General features: G+C 71.6%; 16 protein-coding genes and 1 pseudogene. 14 read left to right on the top strand and 3 right to left on the bottom strand.

Features of this window, described 5'->3' with window-relative positions:
* Positions 1-288: 288 nt before the first annotated feature.
* Entirely contained in the window at positions 289-1,062 is a 774-nt protein-coding gene (locus BJF79_RS36910; protein ID WP_075904377.1) for an alpha/beta fold hydrolase, read from the top strand.
* Between the two features lie 38 nt (positions 1,063-1,100).
* Here BJF79_RS36910 and BJF79_RS36905 read toward each other — a convergent pair.
* Positions 1,101-2,605 (bottom strand): annotated as a pseudogene (locus BJF79_RS36905) (acyl-CoA carboxylase subunit beta).
* Between the two features lie 563 nt (positions 2,606-3,168).
* Here BJF79_RS36905 and BJF79_RS36900 point away from each other — a divergent pair.
* The 7 genes from BJF79_RS36900 (at position 3,169) to BJF79_RS36880 (ending at position 10,437) form a co-directional block, all read left to right on the top strand.
* On the top strand, positions 3,169-3,573 hold the full coding sequence (locus BJF79_RS36900; RefSeq protein ID WP_075904442.1) for an enediyne antibiotic chromoprotein: 405 nt from the start codon (positions 3,169-3,171) through the stop codon (positions 3,571-3,573).
* A gap of 159 nt (positions 3,574-3,732) precedes the next feature.
* Complete coding sequence (locus BJF79_RS66015; RefSeq protein WP_316043513.1) at positions 3,733-4,287, top strand: lycopene cyclase family protein; 555 nt, start codon at positions 3,733-3,735, stop codon at positions 4,285-4,287.
* Positions 4,266-5,993, top strand: a complete 1,728-nt coding sequence (locus BJF79_RS36895) for an FAD-dependent monooxygenase (protein WP_410050192.1) — start codon at positions 4,266-4,268, stop codon at positions 5,991-5,993. Before BJF79_RS66015 ends, BJF79_RS36895 begins: the two co-directional genes overlap by 22 nt.
* A 75-nt stretch (positions 5,994-6,068) precedes the next feature.
* A complete protein-coding gene (locus BJF79_RS63420; RefSeq protein WP_262403111.1) occupies positions 6,069-6,512 on the top strand; it encodes a cytochrome P450 in 444 nt (147 codons plus the stop codon).
* A 5-nt stretch (positions 6,513-6,517) separates the two neighbouring features.
* A complete protein-coding gene (locus tag BJF79_RS63415; protein ID WP_262403110.1) occupies positions 6,518-7,306 on the top strand; it encodes a cytochrome P450 in 789 nt (262 codons plus the stop codon).
* Entirely contained in the window at positions 7,303-8,988 is a 1,686-nt protein-coding gene (locus tag BJF79_RS36885; protein WP_075904375.1) for a (2,3-dihydroxybenzoyl)adenylate synthase, read from the top strand. Before BJF79_RS63415 ends, BJF79_RS36885 begins: the two co-directional genes overlap by 4 nt.
* A gap of 219 nt (positions 8,989-9,207) precedes the next feature.
* The gene (locus BJF79_RS36880; protein ID WP_262403109.1) at positions 9,208-10,437 is read left to right on the top strand and encodes an RNA polymerase sigma factor; all 1,230 of its coding nucleotides are present in this window, start codon (positions 9,208-9,210) and stop codon (positions 10,435-10,437) included.
* A 15-nt stretch (positions 10,438-10,452) separates the two neighbouring features.
* Here the strand turns inward: BJF79_RS36880 and BJF79_RS36875 are convergent, their stop codons facing one another.
* A complete protein-coding gene (locus BJF79_RS36875; RefSeq protein WP_075904371.1) occupies positions 10,453-11,256 on the bottom strand; it encodes a TIGR03084 family metal-binding protein in 804 nt (267 codons plus the stop codon).
* 272 nt (positions 11,257-11,528) lie between these two features.
* Here BJF79_RS36875 and BJF79_RS36870 point away from each other — a divergent pair, with 272 nt between their 5' ends.
* The 3 genes from BJF79_RS36870 (at position 11,529) to BJF79_RS36855 (ending at position 15,185) form a co-directional block, all read left to right on the top strand.
* Positions 11,529-12,683, top strand: coding sequence for an epoxide hydrolase family protein (locus tag BJF79_RS36870; RefSeq protein ID WP_075904369.1), 1,155 nt, complete (start codon positions 11,529-11,531; stop codon positions 12,681-12,683).
* A 37-nt stretch (positions 12,684-12,720) separates the two neighbouring features.
* Complete coding sequence (locus tag BJF79_RS36865) at positions 12,721-13,965, top strand: cytochrome P450 family protein (RefSeq protein ID WP_075904367.1); 1,245 nt, start codon at positions 12,721-12,723, stop codon at positions 13,963-13,965.
* A gap of 371 nt (positions 13,966-14,336) precedes the next feature.
* On the top strand, positions 14,337-15,185 hold the full coding sequence (locus BJF79_RS36855; protein ID WP_262403108.1) for an alpha/beta fold hydrolase: 849 nt from the start codon (positions 14,337-14,339) through the stop codon (positions 15,183-15,185).
* 192 nt (positions 15,186-15,377) lie between these two features.
* On the opposite strand, the gene BJF79_RS36850 is transcribed toward BJF79_RS36855, so the two are convergent.
* A complete protein-coding gene (locus tag BJF79_RS36850; protein ID WP_143220735.1) occupies positions 15,378-16,574 on the bottom strand; it encodes an acyl-CoA dehydrogenase family protein in 1,197 nt (398 codons plus the stop codon).
* 190 nt (positions 16,575-16,764) lie between these two features.
* Here BJF79_RS36850 and BJF79_RS36845 point away from each other — a divergent pair, with 190 nt between their 5' ends.
* From BJF79_RS36845 to BJF79_RS36835, 3 genes are all read left to right on the top strand, one after another.
* Entirely contained in the window at positions 16,765-17,190 is a 426-nt protein-coding gene (locus BJF79_RS36845) for an SgcJ/EcaC family oxidoreductase (RefSeq protein WP_075904362.1), read from the top strand.
* A 43-nt stretch (positions 17,191-17,233) separates the two neighbouring features.
* Complete coding sequence (locus BJF79_RS36840; RefSeq protein WP_262403107.1) at positions 17,234-18,622, top strand: FAD-dependent oxidoreductase; 1,389 nt, start codon at positions 17,234-17,236, stop codon at positions 18,620-18,622.
* Between the two features lie 104 nt (positions 18,623-18,726).
* Complete coding sequence (locus tag BJF79_RS36835; protein WP_075904361.1) at positions 18,727-19,107, top strand: STAS domain-containing protein; 381 nt, start codon at positions 18,727-18,729, stop codon at positions 19,105-19,107.
* The last annotated feature ends 40 nt before the right edge of the window (positions 19,108-19,147 follow it).

Below are 19,147 nucleotides of genomic sequence, written 5' to 3'. Positions count from 1 at the left end.
GTCCCTTTCACTCGAAGTCCTGCGTGAGTGTCGTGAGGGGAGTTACGTCTTCCCACCTGCACGACGAACGGGGACGCGCGAGATGGACAGCCTTCGAGCAGACCTTCCGGAAAAAATCGGCACACACGCGGATTTGTCTCCGCAATCGTGCGCCTACCTGGTGTTTCCCGGTATCGCGCGTCGGCGATGCACTAACGTGAGACGGGAAGTTGATCAAGAACGGCCGGACATCGTGCGGCGCAACAGGACGCACTAATTCCGACATACGGGACAAATCGGGGGGTTCTTATGGAGGAAGTCATCTCACGGGACGGCACCCGGATCGCCTACGAACGGTCCGGCGACGGACCACCGGTGATCATCGTCGGGGGCGCGTTCGCCGACCGGAACACCGGTGCCGCCCTCGCGGAGGCGTTGGCGGCGCACTTCACCGTGGTGACCTATGACCGGCGCGGCCGCGGCGCGAGCGGCGACACGCCCCCGTACGCCGTGGAACGCGAGATCGAGGATCTCGAAGCCCTCAACGAGGCGCTCGGCGGTTCCGCCGCCCTGTACGGCAACTCGTCCGGCGGCTGCCTCGCCCTGGAGGTCGCCGCCCGGAACCCCCTCCCGCGGGTCGCCGTGTTCGAGCCTCCCTACCGATTCGACGAGGGCCCGCGGCCGGACCCGGAGCTTCGGGAGCGGCTCGAGCGGCTCGCCTCCGAGGGCCGCCGTGCCGAGACGGTCGAGCACTTCCTGACGGCCGCCATGAACATCCCGCCGCAGGGCGTCGAGCACATGCGCCAGATGCCCATGTGGCCGGGGCTGGAGGCGATCTCGCACACGCTTCCCTACGACGCCGCGCTCGTCGGGGACCGCTCGTGGCCGGCCGACAGGATGGCCGGCCTCAAATCGCCCGCACTGGTCATCGCGAGCACGGCGAGCGCCCCGTGGCTCCGGCACACCGCCGAGAAGGCCGCGGAGGCGCTGCCCGCGGGCGAGCACGCCAGTGTGGACGGCCCGCCCCACGACGCGGGCCCGGACGAACTCGAGCCCGTGCTCGTTCCTTTCCTGCGCGGCTGAGCCCGGCGGCGGCTCGCGCCGGGGGGAGGCGTCCGCTCTCACAGCGGGACGTTGCCGTGCTTGCGCGGCGGCGGCGGATCCGCCTTGTCCCGGAGCATGGCCAGGCCGCCGGCGACCGCGGCCCGCGTCCGCGCCGGGTCGATCACATCGTCGACGAGACCGCGCTCCGCCGCGTAGTAAGGATGCATGAGCTCACGGGCGTACTCGTCGACGAGCACCGCCCGCAGCGCCGCCGGGTCGTCCGCGTCCGCCAGCTGCTTGCGGTGGACGACGTTGACGGCGGCCTCCGCGCCCATCACCGCTATCTCGTTCGACGGCCATGCCAGCGACAGATCGGTGCCTATGGAGCGGGAGTCCATCACGATGTAGGCGCCGCCGTAGGCCTTCCTGAGGATCACCTGGATCCGCGGGACGGTCGCCTCGCAGTAGGCGTACAGCAGCTTGGCCCCGTGCCGGATCACACCCGAATGCTCCTGGTCGGTGCCGGGCAGGAATCCCGGTACGTCGACCAGCGTCACCAGCGGAATACCGAAGGCATCGCAGAACCGGACGAAACGTGCTGCCTTCTGCGCGGCGGCGGCGTCCAGGACCCCGGCGAGCCAGGTGGGCTGGTTGGCGACGATCCCGACGGAGCCCCCGTCGATCCGGGCCAGCGCGCAGATCACGTTGGGCGCCCAGCTCTCGTGCAGTTCGAGGAACTCGCCGTCGTCCACCAGTTCGCCGATGACGAGCCGCATGTCGTAGGGCTTGCTGGGGTCGGCCGGGACGATCTCGGCCAGCCGTGGCCGCGCATCGTCGGCCGCACCGCGGGGCGGCCCCGCCGGCACGGGTTCGAGGTAGTTGGAGGGCAGCAGCGAGAGGAGGTACCTCACCTCCTCGAGGCACGTCTCCTCGTCGTCGTAGAGAACGTGGCCACGCCCGAATGCCGCCCGTGCACCTCGGCGCCGCCGAGTTCGGCGTGGCTGACCCGCTGACCGCTGACCGCCTCCACGACATCGGGCCCGGTCAGGTACATCTGTGCGGTGTCGCGGACCATGAAGGTGAAGTCCGCCAGCGCCGGCGAGTAGGCGGCACCGCCGGCGCACGGCCCGAGCACGACGCTGATCTGCGGGATCACGCCGGACGCGCGGACGTGCCGGCGGAAGATCCCCCCGTACCCGTTGAGCGCCATCACCCCCTCCTGGATCCGGGCGCCCCCGCTGTCGTTCAGCCCGATGAGAGGAGCACCGTTGGCGATCGCGAGGTCCATCACCTTGTGGATCTTTGATGCGTGCGCCTCACCGAGCGACCCTCCGAAGATCGTGAAGTCCTGGGCGTAGACGAAGACGCGGCGGCCGTCGACCGTCCCCGATCCGGTGATCACCCCGTCCGTGTGCGGCATGGCGGTCCCGTCGCCGCGTGCGTGTCCGCGGCGGTACATGTTCAACTCGACGAACGTCCCTTCGTCGAGCAGGAGCTCCAGCCGTTCCCGGGCGGTGCGCTTGCCGAGCCCGTGCTGCCGCTCGATCGCCGCGCGGCGGCCGGTCACGATCCGTTCGCGCAACTCCGCGCGCTCCTGCTCGGGAGAAGCGGCACGCGCCCGCGGCGGTCCCGCCCAGTGGGCTCCGTTCCTCTCCTTTCCGCGGGCGGGGCGCGGCCGAGGCACCGGCACGGGGACGAAGTCGGCCTCCGAAGTGCTCACGGGATTCCTTTCTCGGTCCTCGCGCCCGGCGGACCGCGCCGCTACCAGGGCACTTCCCGGACGCGACGAAAACATCATCAGCGATATCAGGGTGCCTTATCGCGCCATTGACACCTTCTTCGATCATGCTTTCGCGCAATATTTAACAATAACACCGTAATTTAATTTGCCACTTTCGGGTGCGGACAATGAAAACGGACCCCGGCACCAGCAAGAGGGAGCCGATGCGCCGGCTCTGCCCGGAGGCATCGGAAGCGAATCGAGCATGAGCAATCTGGAAGACGACGATAGGTGCGGACGTGGCTAGAGTTCGGACCGGTGGAGGATGAATCACAAAAGACTGATTCGCTCCCACTCCAACCTGATGTCCACCACTGAAACGGAGGAAAGTGGTGAAGAGCAAGAGCCGAGGCAGGCTCCTGTCCATGGCCGGCGTCACCGCGGTGCTCGGAGGGGGCCTGATCATGGGCGCCCAGACCGCATCCGCGGCGGCGCAGACGGCCACCGTCACCCCGTCGAGCGGCCTGTCCGACGGCGCCACGGTGCAAGTCGCCGCGGCCGGCTTCGACGCCGGCGACGTCCTGACCGCCGGTCAGTGCGCGACCGTCGGCTCGAAGATCGCCTGCAACCCCGCCAACCAGACCGAGTTCACCGCCGACGCCGGCGGCAGCGCGTCGACCACGATGGTCCTCAACCGCACCTTCGTCGGCGCCTACGTCGACGGCAGCGGTTCCGCCGGCACCGTCGACTGCGGCACCGCGTCCTGCTTCATCGGCGTCGGTGACTTCGCCGGCCAGGGCGCGGCCCCCGTGCCGATCTCCTTCTCGTAACCCGCCTGTCGGCGAGGCCGCCCACCACCGCCCGTGGTGGGCGGCCTTCCCGTGCGTCGGCACCTCCGGCGCCCCAACGGCAATCGGGAAGATGCGGCGCGGGCGCCCCGGGCCCACCGTGTACATGTCGGAGCCCGGTCAGGTCGGACAGGAGGCAGCATGCGCATCGCGGTGATCGGTGGCGGTCCCGGGGGCCTGTACTTCGCCGCGGCGGCAAGGCGGCTCGGGCCCGACGACGAGGTGACGGTATGGGAGCGCAACCCCGCCGACGACGCGTCGGGGTTCGGCATCATCGTCTCCGACTGGTCGCTCGGCGGCGTCGCCGCCGCCGATCCGGCGGTGGACGCGGCGGTGGCCCGGGAGCTGGTCCGCTGGGACGGCATCACCGTCCACGCCGGCGAACGTGCCGCCCGCTCCGGCGGCCACGGTCTCGCCGCGATGAGCCGCGCGAGCCTGCAACAAGCACTGCGGCGCCGCTGCGCCGAGCTGGGCGTCACGCTGATGTTCCGGACGGAGGCGCCGTCGGTGGACGAGCTGGCCGCCTCCCACGACCTGGTGGTCGCCGCCGACGGAGCGGGGTCGCGACCCGGGCGAAGTACGCCGACGCCTTCGGGACCGAAGTCGAGACCGCCGAATCCAAGTACATCTGGCTGGGCACCGATCGGGTCTTCGACGAGTTCGAGCTGCACGTCGTGGAGACCCCGCACGGGCTGATGCAGGTCCACGCCTACCCGTACGGCCCCACCCGTTCCACGTTCATCGTCGACATGCGGGATCCGGTGTGGCGGGCCGCCGGATTCCGCTCGACCGTCCTCGAGCCGGGGGAGAGCGACGGCGAGAGCATCGACCGGTTGCAGCGGCTCTTCGCGGAGATCCTGGACGGTCACCGCCTGATCGGCAGCAACTCCAAGTGGCTCGACTTCGCCACGGTCCGCAACGGGACCTGGCGGCACGGAAACGTCGTGCTCCTCGGAGACGCCGCGCACACCGCCCACTACTCCATCGGACCGGGGATCAAACTGGCGCTCGAGGACGCGCTGGCGCTCGCCACGAACCTGCACGCGCATCACGACGTCCCCGCCGCGCTCGAGGCGTACGAGTCGGCGCGCAAACCGGTCGCGTCCGCCGTCCAGCGCGCGGCCCGCGCGAGCGTCGAATGGTTCGAGGGCATCGATCGGCACGCCCGGCACGATCCGGAGCGGCTCGCGTTCGGCTTCCTCACGCGCAGCCGCCGCGTCGGCTACGGCGACCTGCGCGAGCGCGACGCCGAGTTCGTCGACGGGGTCGCCGCCAAGGTCTTCGGCGACCCGCGGCCGCCGATGTTCCAGCCGCTCCGGCTGCGCGGGCTGACCCTGGAGAACCGCGTGACCGTGTCCCCGATGGGGATGTTCTGCTCCGACGAGGGCACGCCCGGAGAGTTCCACCTCGTCCACCTCGGCTCCAAGGCGCTGGGCGGAGCGGGGCTCGTCATGACCGAGATGGTGGGCGTGTCACCGGACGGCCGGGTCACGCCCGGGTGCACGGGGATGTACGCGCCGGGGCACGAGGCGGCGTGGCGGCGCGTCACCGACTTCGTGCACACCGCGTCCACCGCCGCGATCGGCCTGCAGCTCGGCCACAGCGGACGCAAGGGTTCCGTCCGCCGGCCCGGCCGGGGCGCCGACCACGTCCCGCTGCCGGACGGCAACTGGGACATCGTCGCGCCGTCCCCGATCCCGTACCGGGACGCGAACCAGATTCCCCACGCGCTGACGACCGCGGAGATGGACGAGATCCGCGAGCGGTTCGCGGAGGCCGCGCGGATGGGCGCCCGCGCCGGCTTCGACCTGCTCGAACTGCACTACGCGCACGGCTATCTCCTGTCGAGTTTCCTCTCCCCGCTCACCAACCGGCGGACCGACCGATACGGCGGCACGCTCGCGAACCGGCTCCGCTTTCCGCTGGAGGTACTGGGGGCGGTCCGCGACGCCTGGCCGGACGACCGTCCGGTGACGGTGCGGATCTCCGCGACCGACTGGGCCGAAGGAGGGACGGCCGTCGACGATGCGGTCGAGACGGCCAGGGCGCTCGCCGCGCACGGGGCGGACGCGATCAACGTGTCGACGGGCCAGGTCGTCCCCGACGCTTCCCCCGCCTACGGCCGGTTGTACCAGGTGCCCTTCGCGGAGCGGGTCCGCAACGAGGCGGGGGTCCCGGTGATCGCCTCGGGCGGGATCACCTCCGCCGACGAGGTCAACTCGATCGTCCTGGCGGGCCAGGCCGACCTGTGCGCGCTCGGCGCCGCCCACCTCGCCGACCCGCAGTGGACGCTCCGCGCGGCTGCCGGGCAGGGGTACTCCGGGCCGGGCGTGCGGTGGCCCGTCCCGTTCGCGGCCGGCATCCGGGCGGTCCGCCCCGGCCGCGGCGCCGCCCGGCGTTAGCGGGCACCCGGACGGGCGGGGAGGGCGGCACGAGGGAAGATGCCGCCCTCTGAGTCCCCATCAAGAATCGCTGGTATGACCCAGGTTCTGCAGACCGCCGACTTCCTGCTGGCAGACGCAGCGAGGCTGCACTCCGAGTACGCGCGGCTGCGCGGGGCCGAGGCGGTGCACCGCGTCACCTTGCGCTCGGGGGAGACCGCTTTCCTCGTGACCGGGTTCGAGGCCGCGCGCCGGGCCCTCACCGACCCGAGGCTGCGGGGGCGAACCGCGACGGTGGGCAACAGGCGGCGCCTGCCCGAGGACCTCGACAAGGGCATGAACAGTCACATGCTCAACGCCGGCCCGCCCGACCACACGCGGCTGCGGCGGCTGGTGGCAGGTGCCTTCACCCGGCGGCGCATGGAACGGCTCCGCCCCCGCGTCCAAGCCATCACCGACGAGTTGCTGACCTCCATGGCACGGCACGACGAGGCCGACTTCATGCGGGGCTCGCGCTCCCGCTGCCGATCCGCGTACTGATCGAGATGTTCGGTGTGCCGGAGGAGGACGCGGCGGACTTTCACGACTGGACCGAGTCCATCACCAGCAGCACGCTGTCCCTTGAAGAACTCAACTCGGCCGCGGCGGAGATGCTCGGATACATCCGGGAACTCCTGGATCGCAAGCGGCGCGAGCCGCGCGAGGATCTTCTGTCGGCTCTGGTCGCCGTGCACGACGGCGCGGAGGGCGGCGCGGAGGGGCTCAGTGCGCACGAGCTGACCTCGATGGTGTTCGTGATGCTGACCGCGGGCCACGAGACGACGGTCAACCTGATCGGGAACACCATGCTGACGCTGCTGACCCATCGGGGACAGGCCGCCGCGCTCCGGGCCGACCCGGAGCTGCTGGCGTCGGCCGTCGAGGAGTCACTGCGGTTCGAGAGTCCGGTGCAGATCGCACTGCGCACCAGCCTGGAGCCGCTGGAGCTGGCGGGGACGGCCGTCCCGGCGGGCGCCACGGTCCTCGTCTCGCTGCTGGCCGCCAACCGGGACCCGGAGCGCTTCGCCGACCCCGACGTGCTGGACCTGGCAAGGGCCGACAACCCGCAGCTCGCCTTCGGCTACGGGATCCACCACTGCATCGGCGCGCCGCTCGCCCGGATGGAGGGCATCGTCGCGATCGGCTCCGCGCTCGACCGTTTCCCCGACCTCCGGCTCGCGGTGCCCGAGACAGAGTTGCGCTGGCGGCCGAGCATGATCATGCACGGGCTGGACTCGCTGCCCGTCAGGTTGCGCTCGAGAACCGGGACGGCGGCCGGAGAGGACGACCGGTGACGGGCGGGAGGACGGCGGCGGACGGGACGGTGGCCTGGCCGGACGACGTGGCGGAACGCTACGTGGCGGCGGGCCACTGGACCGGGGTTCCGCTCGCGGAACGCTTTCGCTCGGTCGTGGGCTCCCGGCCCGCGGCGATCGCCCTGGTGGACGGCGAGGTGCGGCTGACCTACGCCGAGGTGTGGCGGCGGGCCCTGGCCGCGGCGGCGCGCATGGCCCGCCTCGGCCTGCGCGCGGGGGACCGGATCGTCGTGCAGCTTCCCAACCGCTGGGAATTCGTGATCCTCACCTTGGCCTGCCTGCGGCTGGGCGTTGTGCCTGTGATGGCCCTGCCCGCGCACCGCCGGAGCGAGCTGGCGCACGTGGTCGCGCACTCCGGGGCCAAGGCGATCGCCGTGCCCGGTGTGGTGAAGGGCTTCGACCACCAGGCCATGGCCAACGAGCTCGTCCGGGAGCATCCCGGTCTCGAGCGCGTGCTGGTCGCCGCCGAGGACGTACGTCACGGCGGCGTGAGCCTGACCGAGATGTGCCTGCCCGGCGCCGAGGCCGGTACCGGGCCGGACGCCGCGGACCTCCCTCCGCCGCCGGACGCCCGCGCGGCGGCCGTGTTCCTGCTGTCCGGCGGTACGACGGGACCCCCGAAGCTGATTCCTCGCACGCACGACGACTACGGCTGCGGTATCGACCACTCCGCGCGCGCCTGCCGGTTCGGCCCGGACACGGTCTTCCTCGCCGCGCTGCCCGCGGCGCACAACTTCACCCTGGCGGGACCGGGAGTCCTCGGCACGTTGCTGTCCGGAGGCCGGGTCGTGCTGTGCACGTCCCCGGACCCGGCGGCGGTCTTCCCCCTCGTGGAGCGCGAGCGGGTCACCGTCACCGGTGCCGTGCCGGCGTCGGTCCAGCGGTGGCTCGACTTCCACCGTTCCGGCCACGGACACGACCTCTCGTCCCTAGAGATCCTTCAGGTGGGCGGCGCCCGGTTGGCCGACGAACTCGCCCGCAAGATCGCGCCGACGCTCGGCTGCGCTCTGCAGCAGGGCTACGGGATGGCCGAGGGGCTCATCTGCATCACCCGGCCGGACGACCCGGAGGAGCTCGCCTGCCGCACGCAGGGGGCGCCGGTCTGTCCCGACGACGAGCTGCGGCTGGTGGACGGCGAGGGCAGGCCGGTGCCGGACGGCGAACCCGGCATCCTGCTCACCCGCGGCCCGTACACGATCCGCGGCTACTACCGGGCCGAGGAGCACAACGACCGCGCGTTCACCGAGGACGGGTGGTACAACACCGGCGACATCGTGCGGCTGCGCCCGGACGGTTACCTGGTCGTCGAGGGACGGGACAAGGACGTGATCAACCGGGCGGGCGAGAAGATCGCCGCCGAGGAGGTGGAAGAGCACGCCTACCGGGTCGAGGGCGTCGGCGTGGCGGCGGCGGTGGCGATGCCCGATCCCGTCCTCGGAGAGCGGGTGTGCCTGTACGTCGTGCCGCGGAACGGCGCGGGACGCGGGCTCCGTCTCGAAATGTTCGTGGAGGCGATGGAACGCGCCGGGGTCGCCCGCTACAAGCTGCCCGAGCGGCTGGTTCTCACGGACGACCTGCCTCTCACCGCGGTCGGAAAGATCGACAAGCGGGCGCTGCGGCACGACATCGAGCGGCGGATCGGTTCCGAGCCTGCGGGGTGACTCCGCCCCCTCGCCGCGGCGCGGACCGGGTTCGTGATTACGATGCTCGGTGTCGCCCTGGAAGGCGGCGGTCCGAGCGGGCCGCCGACCCTCCGGACCGAGGACGAGCCTCTGCGGGCGGTGAGGAGGGTACAGAAGCTAGATGTCCAGCCGCGGCCGCACTTCCGCCATGGCCGTCGCGACGCGCCCGGTCCGCGAGACGTGACACCCGAAAACGAAGTGGTCGGCAGGGTTTTCCGCGACGAGTGGGGAAAGATCGTCGCGATGCTCGTCGGGCTCACGGGCGACTGGGACCTGGCGGAGGAGTGCACCCAGGACGCCTTCGCCGAGGCCCTGCAGAACTGGCCGCGGGCGGGCCTCCCTCGGCGGCCCGGGGCCTGGCTGACGGCGACCGCCCGCAACCGGGCCATCGACCGGTTGCGGCGCGAGGCGGTCGGAGAGGCCAAGCTCCGCGAGGTCGCGCGGATCTCGCTACCGGGTGAGCCCGCGGAGAGCGAAGCCGCCGTCAGCGGCGTCCGGGACGACCAGTTGCGCATGATCTTCACCTGCTGCCATCCCGCGCTCTCGCTGGAGGCGCGGGTGGCGCTGACGCTGCGGACCCTGGCGGGCCTGACCACCGCCGAGATCGCCCACTGCTTCCTGGTGTCCGAGGCGACGATGGCCAAGCGTCTCGTCCGCGCCAAGCAGAAGATCCGGCACGCCGGCATCCCGTACCGCGTCCCGGACGCGCACCGGCTGCCGGAACGCCTCACGGCGGTGCTCGGCGTGCTGTACCTGCTGTTCACCGAGGGATACTCCGCCACGACCGGTACCGAACTCGTCCGGCGGGAACTGTGCGCCGAGGCGATCCGGCTGGCCCGGGTGCTGGACGGGCTGATGCCCGGTGAGCCCGAGGTGATGGGGCTGCTGGCGCTGATGCTGCTGCACGACGCCCGGCGCGCCACCCGGGTGGACGACGCCGGGGACCTGGTGACGCTGGAGCATCAGGACCGCTCCCGCTGGGACGCCGGCGAGATCGCCGAGGGCGTCGCGCTGCTGGGCGACGCGCTGCGTCGGAACACTCTCGGTCCCTACCAGGTGCAGGCCGCCATCGCCGCCTGCCACGCCACCGCGCCCACCCCGGACGACACCGACTGGTCCGAGATCGCCGCTCTCTACGACCGGCTGGTGGAGATAACGGGTTCCTCGGTAGTGAAGCTCAACCGGGCCGTGGCAATCGGGATGGGGGAGGGGCCGGCCGCCGGGCTGGCGGCCGTCGCCGAGATCGAGGACGAGGGCGAACTCGCGGACTACCACCTGCTGCCGGCGACCCGGGCCGACCTGCTCCGCCGTCTCGGCCGCAACCGCGAGGCCGCCGAGCACTACCGCGCGGCTCTCGCCCTCGCCACGGCCGACGCCGACCGCCGCTACCTCAGCAAAAGGGTGGCCGAGATGGAGGGTTCCTCCTGAGCCTGCCCGGTCGGGTCACGCGGACGTCGTGGAGAACTGGCCGGGGGAGCGACCGGCGCCCGCCGGGCCCCGGTACGCCTGGGCGATGTCCAGCCAGTGCTCGGCCTCGGCGCCGGTGGCCGTCACCGCGAGATCGTCGCGGTGCCTGCGCCGCGTCACCAGGAGACAGAAGTCCTCGGCCGGCCCGGCGACCCGCTGGCCGGCGTCGGCCGGGCCGATCTCCAGCAGCCGCCCGGACGGCAGCGTGATCTCGTACCGGAACTCGGCCTCGGGCGCGGGCACCCCCCTGGCCTGGTAGGCGAAGTCCCGGGTCAGCGCCGCGAACCCGACCAGGTGCTCCAGCCTGTCGGTGCGTTCCGGCGCGGCGTCCAGCGCGTCCGCGATGTCCTGGCCGTGGGCGAACGTCTCCATGATCCCGGCGCAGGCGAGGATCACCGGGGGAAGCGGGTTGACCAGCCACGGCACCGTCTGGTCGGGCGGGACGGCGGCGAGCGCCGCGATCCCCGCGTCGCGCTCGGCCCGCCAGCGGGCCAGCAGCTCGCGGGGGGAGAGCGCCCGGAACTCGGCCAGGGCCGCGTTGACCGCGCCGTCGAAGTCGTCCTTCGCGCCTTCCACCAGCGCCTGGAACGCCGCCGCGTCGGACGCGGCGGTGCCGGCGAGCCGGAAGATGAAGGCCAGATGGGCCACCTGGTCCGCGACCGTCCAGCCGGGCGCCGGCGTCGGCAGCCGCCAGTGGGCGTCGTCGATGTCCGCCACCATGCGGTCGATCTGCTCGCTCTCGATGGTCAGGTCGCCGATCACTGTTTTCAGATCAGTCACTGCCGGTCCTCTCCCCCATGTCGGAACGGGGCTTCAGCATGACCCGGTCAGCCGTGATCTGTCCTATTCCATCGTGCGTATCCCTCGACGATCCGACCCTCGGGGCGCCGTTGGAATCCGCGTATCCGCCGCCGTGCGAGAACGTTCGCAATGCGGAAGATGCACGGCCCCGAACCCGGTGCGATCTTCTTGGCGTGGCTCCGCCGAGCATCTGGGGGGCGCCCTTTCAGAATGTCCGCCGTTTCCGCGAAACCCGAAGAGGTGGGGTCGCCATGCGTCCATTTCGGATCGAGATTCCGCAAGCCGACATCGATGATCTGCGCCGCCGGATCGCCGAGACGCGATGGGCGGACGAACTGCCCGGTGTCGGCTGGGACCGCGGAGTGCCGCTGCACTATCTGAGGGGCCTCGCCGACTACTGGCGCACCGGCTTCGACTGGCGGGCCGCCGAGGCCCGGCTGAACGAGATACCGCAGTTCACGACCGAGATCGACGGCGAGACGATCCACTTCATGCACGTGCGGTCGCCCGAGCCGGACGCGCTGCCCCTGCTGATGACCCACGGCTGGCCCGGGTCGGTGGCCGAGTTCCTCAAGGTCATCGGTCCGCTCAGCGACCCCCGCGCGCACGGCGGCGATCCGGCCGACGCCTTCCACCTGGTGATCCCGTCACTGCCGGGGTACGGCTTCTCCGGCCCGCTCCGGCAGACCGGCTGGGACGTGCCGAGGATCGCCGCGGCGTGGTCGCGGTTGATGGACCTGCTCGGGTACGACGCCTACGGCGTCCAGGGAGGGGACGCGGGATCGGTCATCTCGCTCCAGCTCGGCCGGGCCGAGCCGGAGCGCGTGCTGGGCGTGCACGTCAACATGCTCATGACGTTCCCTTCCGGCGACCCCGCCGAGATGGCGGATCTGAGCGAGCTCGACCAGAGCCGGCTGGGGGCGCTCGCCCGCTTCGACGCCGAGTTGTCCGGCTACATGAAGATCATGGCCACCCGGCCGCAGACCCTCGCGTACGCGCTGCACGACTCACCGGTCGGCCAGCTCGCCTGGATCGTCGAGAAGTTCCGGGAGTGGACGGACTCCGAGTCCGTCCCGGAGGACGCGGTGGACCGGGACCAGATGCTCACGAACGCCTCGATCTACTGGTTCACCCGCACGATGGGCTCCTCGGCCCACTTCTACTACGAGGGCCGCGAGGCCGTCGCCCAGGCGGCCGCCGGGGCGGTGCCGCCCCCCGTCCCCGTCCCCGTCGGCGTCGCGGTGTTCCCGCACGACGTGTTCCTGCCGATCCGCCGCTTCGCCGACCGGGACCTGCCGTCCATCTCGCACTGGACCGAGTTCGACCGCGGCGGCCACTTCCCGGCCATGGAACAGCCCGGCCTCCTCACCGAGGACGTCCGGGCGTTCTTCCGGTCGCTCAAATGACCGTTCTCGCATCCGGACGACGAACTGGAGACATCTGATGGAGAACCGCTGCCCGGTGAAGCTGGACCCGACGGGGCGCGACATCCACGAGGAGGCCGCCGGCCTGCGCGAGCGCGGTCCCGCCGTGCTGATCGGGCTTCCCGGCGACGTCTGCGCCTGGTCGGTCAACGGCCACGACACCATCAAGCGGCTGCTCACCGACCCGCGGGTCACCAAGAGCGCCCGCAACCACTGGCCGGCGTTCATCAACGGGGAGATCCCGCCCGACTGGGAGATGATCAGCTGGATCGCGATGGACAACATGGTGACCGCCTACGGCAAGGACCACGTCCGGCTGCGCCGGCTGGTCGGCAAGGCGTTCACTCCGCGCCGGACCGAGGCGATCCGCCCGCGCGTCGAGCAGCTCACCGGCGAGCTCTTGGACGCGCTCGCCGCGGCGGGCCCTGGTGAGGTGGTGGACCTGCGGGAGCGCTTCGCGTATCCGCTGCCCGCCCGGCTGGTGGCCGACCTCATCGGCATGAACGAGGAGGCCCGGGTCGAGACGGCCAAGGTCATCGACATGATGGTGGACACGACCGTGTCGCCCGAGCAGGCGCAGGCGACCCTGGCGGGGTGGCGCGGCGCGATGGCCGAGCTCATCGAGCTCAAGCGGCGCGAGCCGGGCGAGGACATCACCAGCGACCTCATCGCGGCGCGGGACGAGGACGGTTCCCGGCTCAGCGAGTCGGAGCTGAGCGACACCATCTTCGCGATCCTCGGTGCCGGGTCCGAGACCACCATCAACTTCTTCGACAACGCCATCACCGCGCTGCTCACCCACCCCGAGCAACGGAGCATGGTGCTCGACGGCCGGGCCACCTGGGACGACGTCATCGACGAGACCCTGCGGGTGGAATCCCCCCTCGCGCACCTGCCGCTGCGGTACGCGGTCGAGGACATCGAGCTCGACGGGGTGACCATCCCCAAGGGCGACCCGATCCTCGTCAACTACAGCGCGGTCGGGCGCGACCCGGCCCTGCACGGCGGGGACGCCGACCGGTTCGACATCACGCGCGCCGACAAGGAACACCTGTCGTTCGGGCACGGCCCGCACTACTGCCTCGGTGCCGGGGTCGCCCGGCTGGTGGCCAGGGTCGGGCTGGCGGGCCTGTTCGGGAGGTTCCCCGACCTGGAGCTGGCGGTCCCGCGCGACGAGCTTCAGCCGCTGCCGACGTTCATCATGAACGGCCACCGCACCCTGCCGGTGCGTTTGACCGTACCGGCGGGCTCCGCCGGTCGTTGACTCTCCGGGGGCCGCCCGCCCCCGGACGTCCCTGTCACCGAGCCGGTTCACCGAACCGCGGTCATCGGGGCGGCGCGGAACGCCGACCGCGGAAGCCGGATCGCTCCACTCGCGTACGACACGAAGGGAACCGAAATGCCGCAGCAGGAAGAACGGAACGACCTCGAGGAGGCGGTGGCCTCCTCCGAGGCCCGCAGGCGGCGCACGAAGTGGTGGCGCAGCGGCATCGGCGCCGTCGCGACCGCCGCCGTCGTCATTGTCGGCTCGACGGCGGGCGCCAGTTCGGGAACGACTCCGGTCCCTCCCGGTCCGGGGCCGCGACCGGAACCGCGGCGCAGGCCGCCGGCCTCCCGGGGGCCACCGAGGGAACCGTGCCGGTGGAGGGCGGCGACCTGCACTACGTGCGGATGGGCTCCGGCCCCGCGCTGGTGCTGCTGCACGGCTGGCCGCAGACCTGGTGGGAATGGCGCAAGGTGATGCCCGCGCTGGCCGAGAACCACACGGTCGTCGCGTTCGACCTGCCCGGGCTGGGACGGTCCGACATCCCGTCCGGCGGGTACGACACCGCGACGACCGCGGCGCGCGTCCACCAGGGGGCGGAGGCGCTCGGCCTGGGCGAGGTCGGGATCCTCGCCCACGACCTCGGCTCGCTCGTCGCCTACTCCTACGCCCGCGACTACCCCGAGGACGTGTCCCGGCTCGCCGCGCTGGAGACCCCGCTCAACGGCTTCGGGCTCGAGGAAGCCTACGGACTGAGCTGGCACTTCCTGTTCAACCAGACGGCCGGGCCGGTCCCCGAGGACCTCATCGACGGCTGGCGGGACGTCCGCACCTACCTCGGCTGGCTGTACAGCTCGGCCAAGTACCCCGACGCCATCGCGCAGCGGGCGTACATGGCCGCGTACGCCGACGACGGCCGCCTCAGCGCCGGGTTCGAGTACTACCGCGCGTTCCCGGCGAACGCCGCCGACAACAAGGCGGGCGCCGGCGAGAAGCTGGCGATGCCGGTGCTGGCCATGGGCTCCGAATCGGTCTTCGGGCCCGCCGTGGCGCAGTCGTTCCGGCAGGTGGCCACCGACGTGCGGCAGGCGGTCGCCCCTGACACCGGGCACTGGATCCCCGAGGAGAACCCCGAGTTCCTGAAGCAGTGCGCGACGCTGTTCTTCGGGCCCGAGCCGCAGGAGGCGCCGACCGGCGATCTCGCTCCCTGCGCGCCCTGACGAGCGCCCGGGAACATCGAGCCGGCCGCGGGGAGGTCCCCGCGGCCGGTCCGCACGTCTCGTGACCCGCATCTCCTCCTGTGTGCGTCTCCTCGCAGAAAGCACGAGCTGGGACGCAGATCCACACGAAGGGACCGCCGCGGATCGTCCGCGGCGGTCCTCTCGTGTACGCGGCGGCGGGCGCCGGACCCGTCAGATGTAGAGGGTGTCGGGCTCGAGGCCGCAGAGGACGCGGCCGTAGAGTTCGTCGTTGGTGTCCGGGTGCATCAGCGCATGCATCACGATCGCGTTCAGGTCCCGGGTGATGCGCTGGATGGGCACGTCGCTGTAGATCGACGACCCGCCGCTGGCCTGGCCGAGGACGTCCCCGGCGTCCTTCGACAGTCGGCACGCGCGGCCCATGTCGGCGCGCGCACGCACGCGCTCCTCCGGACTCCACGCGCCGCCCGCGCCCTCAATGGCCTGCGCGCCCTTGGCGTCGACGAGGTCGGCGAGCCGGTGCGCGTGGAAGCGGGCCTCGTCGATCAGCATCGTCGCCTCGGCGACCTGCAGGTGGGTCAGCGGCGCCTCGTGCTGGTTCTCGTATCCGGTGTAGGTGATCTTCCGGCCGGGCAGCCGCTCGAAGAACTCCTCCCGGGCCGCGGCGGCCAGGCCGACCGCGGTCCCCACCGACAGCGCCGACGCGGTGGGCAGGAGCGGGGCCCGGAAGACGGCCGAATTCGCGTTCGCGGCCGAGGCGTACTGCTCGGCCAGCACGAGCGGCAGCGGCAGGATCCGCGCCTGCGGCACGAACACGTTCTCGGCCACGGTGCTGACGCTTCCGGTACCGCGCAGCCCCGAGGTGTCCCAGTCGTCGACGATGGTGAGCTCGGTCATCGGCACGACCGTCATGATGGGCCAGAACCCGCCGTCCGGTGCCGGCGCCATCGCCACGATCACCTGCCACCGGGCGTGGTGCGCGCCGCTGATGAAGCCCCACTTGCCGTTCAGGACGACGCCGCCGTCCGCGGGCACGCACATGCCGGTGGGGCTCAGCGTGCCGCAGAGGCGGGTACCGGGTTCGGCGAAGACCTCGTCCTGGACCTCGTCGGGCAGCAGGCCCGCCATCCAGGTGGTGATGGCGTTCACGCCGGCCACCCACGCCGCGGACCCGTCGCCGCGGGCGAGCTCGGCGATGACGTCGACGGCGGTACGGGCGTCGGCCTCGTACCCGCCGTAGCGGGCGGGGAGCCGCAGCCGGAAGGCCCCGGCGTCCGCGAGCGCCTCGACGGTCTCATCGTGCAGCCGCCGGTTCTGCTCGTGCCAGGAAGCATGCGATTTGAGCAGCGGCGTCAGCGACGCCGCGTTGCGAACGAGTTCCGTCCGTGACGGTGCTTGAGCGAGTGCCACCCCTGTCCTCCTCCGAAGAATTGTCCATGGTCCCGGGAATAGTGACATCGGGAGGCGAACACCCTCATCCGTTGGATTGCCTTTCCGAGAGATCTGTAGAGCAATCCAGAAGATTGTCGGGCCTCTAGGGTCACGAAAGGATCTGAGTGCGCGCACGGCGGATACGAGATCATCGTGGAGAGGAAATGAAATGACGGCTGAACGCCCCACCGGCTCCGGTACTTCGGCGGAAGACCAGGTCGCCGTGGCCCGGCTCCCTCAGCGACTCGTTCAGGTCTGGGCGAAGCACGACGCCGAGGGCTTCGGCGGCCTGTTCACCGACGACGGGACGCTGCTCCTCCCCGGCGTCTACCAGGCGGGGCGCGAGGCGATCGCCGCCTTCATGAAGGAGGCGTTCACCGGAGTCTTCAAGGGCACCCGGGTGACCGGCCAGCCCCTCAACATACGGTTCCTCGGCCCGGACGTGTGCCTCCTCATCACCGAGGGCGGCGTGATCGCCGCCGGCCGGGAGGATCTGGCCGACGAGGACGCGATCCGTGCCTCCTGGCTGGCGGTCAAGCACGACGGCGAGTGGCGGCTCGCCTCGTACCAGAACTGTCCCCGCAATCCGGCTTGAGCCGGGCGACCCCGGCAAGGACCCACGACCCTAGGAGACGACGGTGACCGATTCCGACACGAACGTGGGCCGGCGGGCCGTGGTGCTCGGCGGGAGCATGGCGGGACTGCTCACGGCCCGGGTGCTCGCAGACGCCTACGACGAGGTGCTGGTGGTCGACCGGGACGAGCTGTCCGCGGTGCGCACGCCCCGGCGCGGCGTCCCGCAGGGACGGCACGTCCACGGGCTGCTCGCCCGGGGGCAGCAGATCCTCGACGAGCTCTTCCCCGGCTTCACCGAGCGCGCGGTCGCGGCCGGCATCCCCACCGGGGATCTCGGCGAACTGCGCTGGTTCTTCAACGGCCGGCGGCTACGTCCGGCCGCCACCGGGCTGGTCTGCGTCTCGGCGGACCGGCCCGTGCTGGAGGCGCACGTCCGCGGGTCCCTGGGGGACTGGACGAACGTTCGCTTCCTAGAGGAAACGGACATCCTCGGGCTCTGTGCCACCGACGACGGCGCGCGGGTGACCGGGGTGCGGGTGAAGCGGCGCGGGGTCGAGACCGCCGCCGAGGAGCTCGCCGCCGACCTGGTGGTCGACGCGACCGGTCGCGGCTCGCGTACTCCCGTGTGGCTGGCGGAGCTCGGCTACGACCGGCCGGCGGAGCAGCGGATCAAGATCGACCTGACCTACACCACACGGCACTACCGGCTGCCCGACGAGTCGATCCTCGACGGCGACCTGTCGATCAACCCGGTGTCCTCGCCGTCGCATCCCCGCGGGGCCTTCTTCTCCCGCATCGACGGCGGCCGCTGCATCGTGTCGCTGACCGGCGTGCTCGGCGACGCCGCGCCGACCGACCCGGACGGCTTCCTGGAGTGGGCACGGTCCATGGAGGTGCCGGACGTCTACGAGGTCATCAAGAACGCGAAGCCGCTCGACGATCCGATCGCCTTCACCTACCCGGCGAGCGTCCGGCGGCACTACGAGCAGCTCGAACGGTTCCCCGAGCGGCTGCTGGTGATCGGCGACGCCGCCTGCAGCTTCAACCCCGTCTACGGGCAGGGCATGACCGTGGCGGCGATGGAGGCGCTGACGCTGCGCGCGCACCTCGGCCGCGGCGTCCCCGACCCGCTGGCGTTCCTGAAGGACATCGCGGGCGTCATCGAGGCTCCCTGGCAGATCTCCGCGGGGGGCGACCTGGCCTACCCGGAGGTGGAGGGGCCGAGGCCGCCGATGGTGGAAATGATGAACGCCTACTCGGCGCTGATGCACTCGGCCGCGACGCGCGACCCGGAGGTGACCCGAACGTTCATGCGAGTGGCCGGGCTGGTCGACCCCGCCGACGCGCTCATGAGCCCCGACATGATCTACCGGGTGCTGAAGAGCGGGACGCCGCCGTCCGGGCCGCCGACCACCCGGACCGCCGCGGCCGTGCCGTCCCCGGCGGGCTGACGAAGACCGGACCGGACCGCGGCCGGGGGCATGGAGCGGCCCCCGGCCGCTTCTTCGCGCCCTGCGAATGTCGCCCCCGCCCCCGAGATGCGGACGGAAGTGCCATGCACGACGACCACGCGCAAGACGACCGCCAGGTACAAGACGACCGGGTGCGGAACGACCACGTGCAGCACGGAGAAGCCCGTGCCCCCGGTACGAACGGGAACGTGCTGTTCCTCGGCCCCGCGCTCACCGTCGCGGACATCGAACCGCTCAGCGCACGGCTGCGGGACATGATGGTGTCGCCGGGCGCCACCGAGGTGGTCTGCGATCTCGGGGCGCTCCACGACCCGGACATCAACACGCTCGAAGTGCTGGCGCGGCTTCAGCTGGCCGCGCGCCGGCTCGGCGGAAGCGTCGTCCTCCGGGCCCCCGGAACAGCGCTCCGCGAGCTTCTGGTCCTGACCGGCCTGGACGGCGTCCTGCCCGTCGAGGATCCCTGACCGGCGGCCGCCCCGCGCAGCCGGTCAGGCGAAGCGCGCC

It is taken from the genome of Actinomadura sp. CNU-125 (assembly GCF_001942465.1).
In the GTDB taxonomy this organism is placed as follows: Bacteria; Actinomycetota; Actinomycetes; order Streptosporangiales; family Streptosporangiaceae; genus Spirillospora.
This window is presented reverse-complemented; position numbering and strand designations above follow the sequence as displayed.

Excerpts from the sequence above, each read along its gene's own strand:
- BJF79_RS36910 (WP_075904377.1), top strand. The coding sequence starts at position 289 with ATGGAGGAAGTCATCTCACGGGACGGCACCCGGATCGCCTACGAACGG.
- BJF79_RS36900 (WP_075904442.1), top strand. The coding sequence starts at position 3,169 with ATGGCCGGCGTCACCGCGGTGCTCGGAGGGGGCCTGATCATGGGCGCC.
- BJF79_RS66015 (WP_316043513.1), top strand. The coding sequence starts at position 3,733 with ATGCGCATCGCGGTGATCGGTGGCGGTCCCGGGGGCCTGTACTTCGCC.
- BJF79_RS63420 (WP_262403111.1), top strand. The coding sequence starts at position 6,069 with ATGACCCAGGTTCTGCAGACCGCCGACTTCCTGCTGGCAGACGCAGCG.
- BJF79_RS63415 (WP_262403110.1), top strand. The coding sequence starts at position 6,518 with ATGTTCGGTGTGCCGGAGGAGGACGCGGCGGACTTTCACGACTGGACC.
- BJF79_RS36870 (WP_075904369.1), top strand. The coding sequence starts at position 11,529 with ATGCGTCCATTTCGGATCGAGATTCCGCAAGCCGACATCGATGATCTG.
- BJF79_RS36865 (WP_075904367.1), top strand. The coding sequence starts at position 12,721 with ATGGAGAACCGCTGCCCGGTGAAGCTGGACCCGACGGGGCGCGACATC.
- BJF79_RS36845 (WP_075904362.1), top strand. The coding sequence starts at position 16,765 with ATGACGGCTGAACGCCCCACCGGCTCCGGTACTTCGGCGGAAGACCAG.
- BJF79_RS36835 (WP_075904361.1), top strand. The coding sequence starts at position 18,727 with ATGCACGACGACCACGCGCAAGACGACCGCCAGGTACAAGACGACCGG.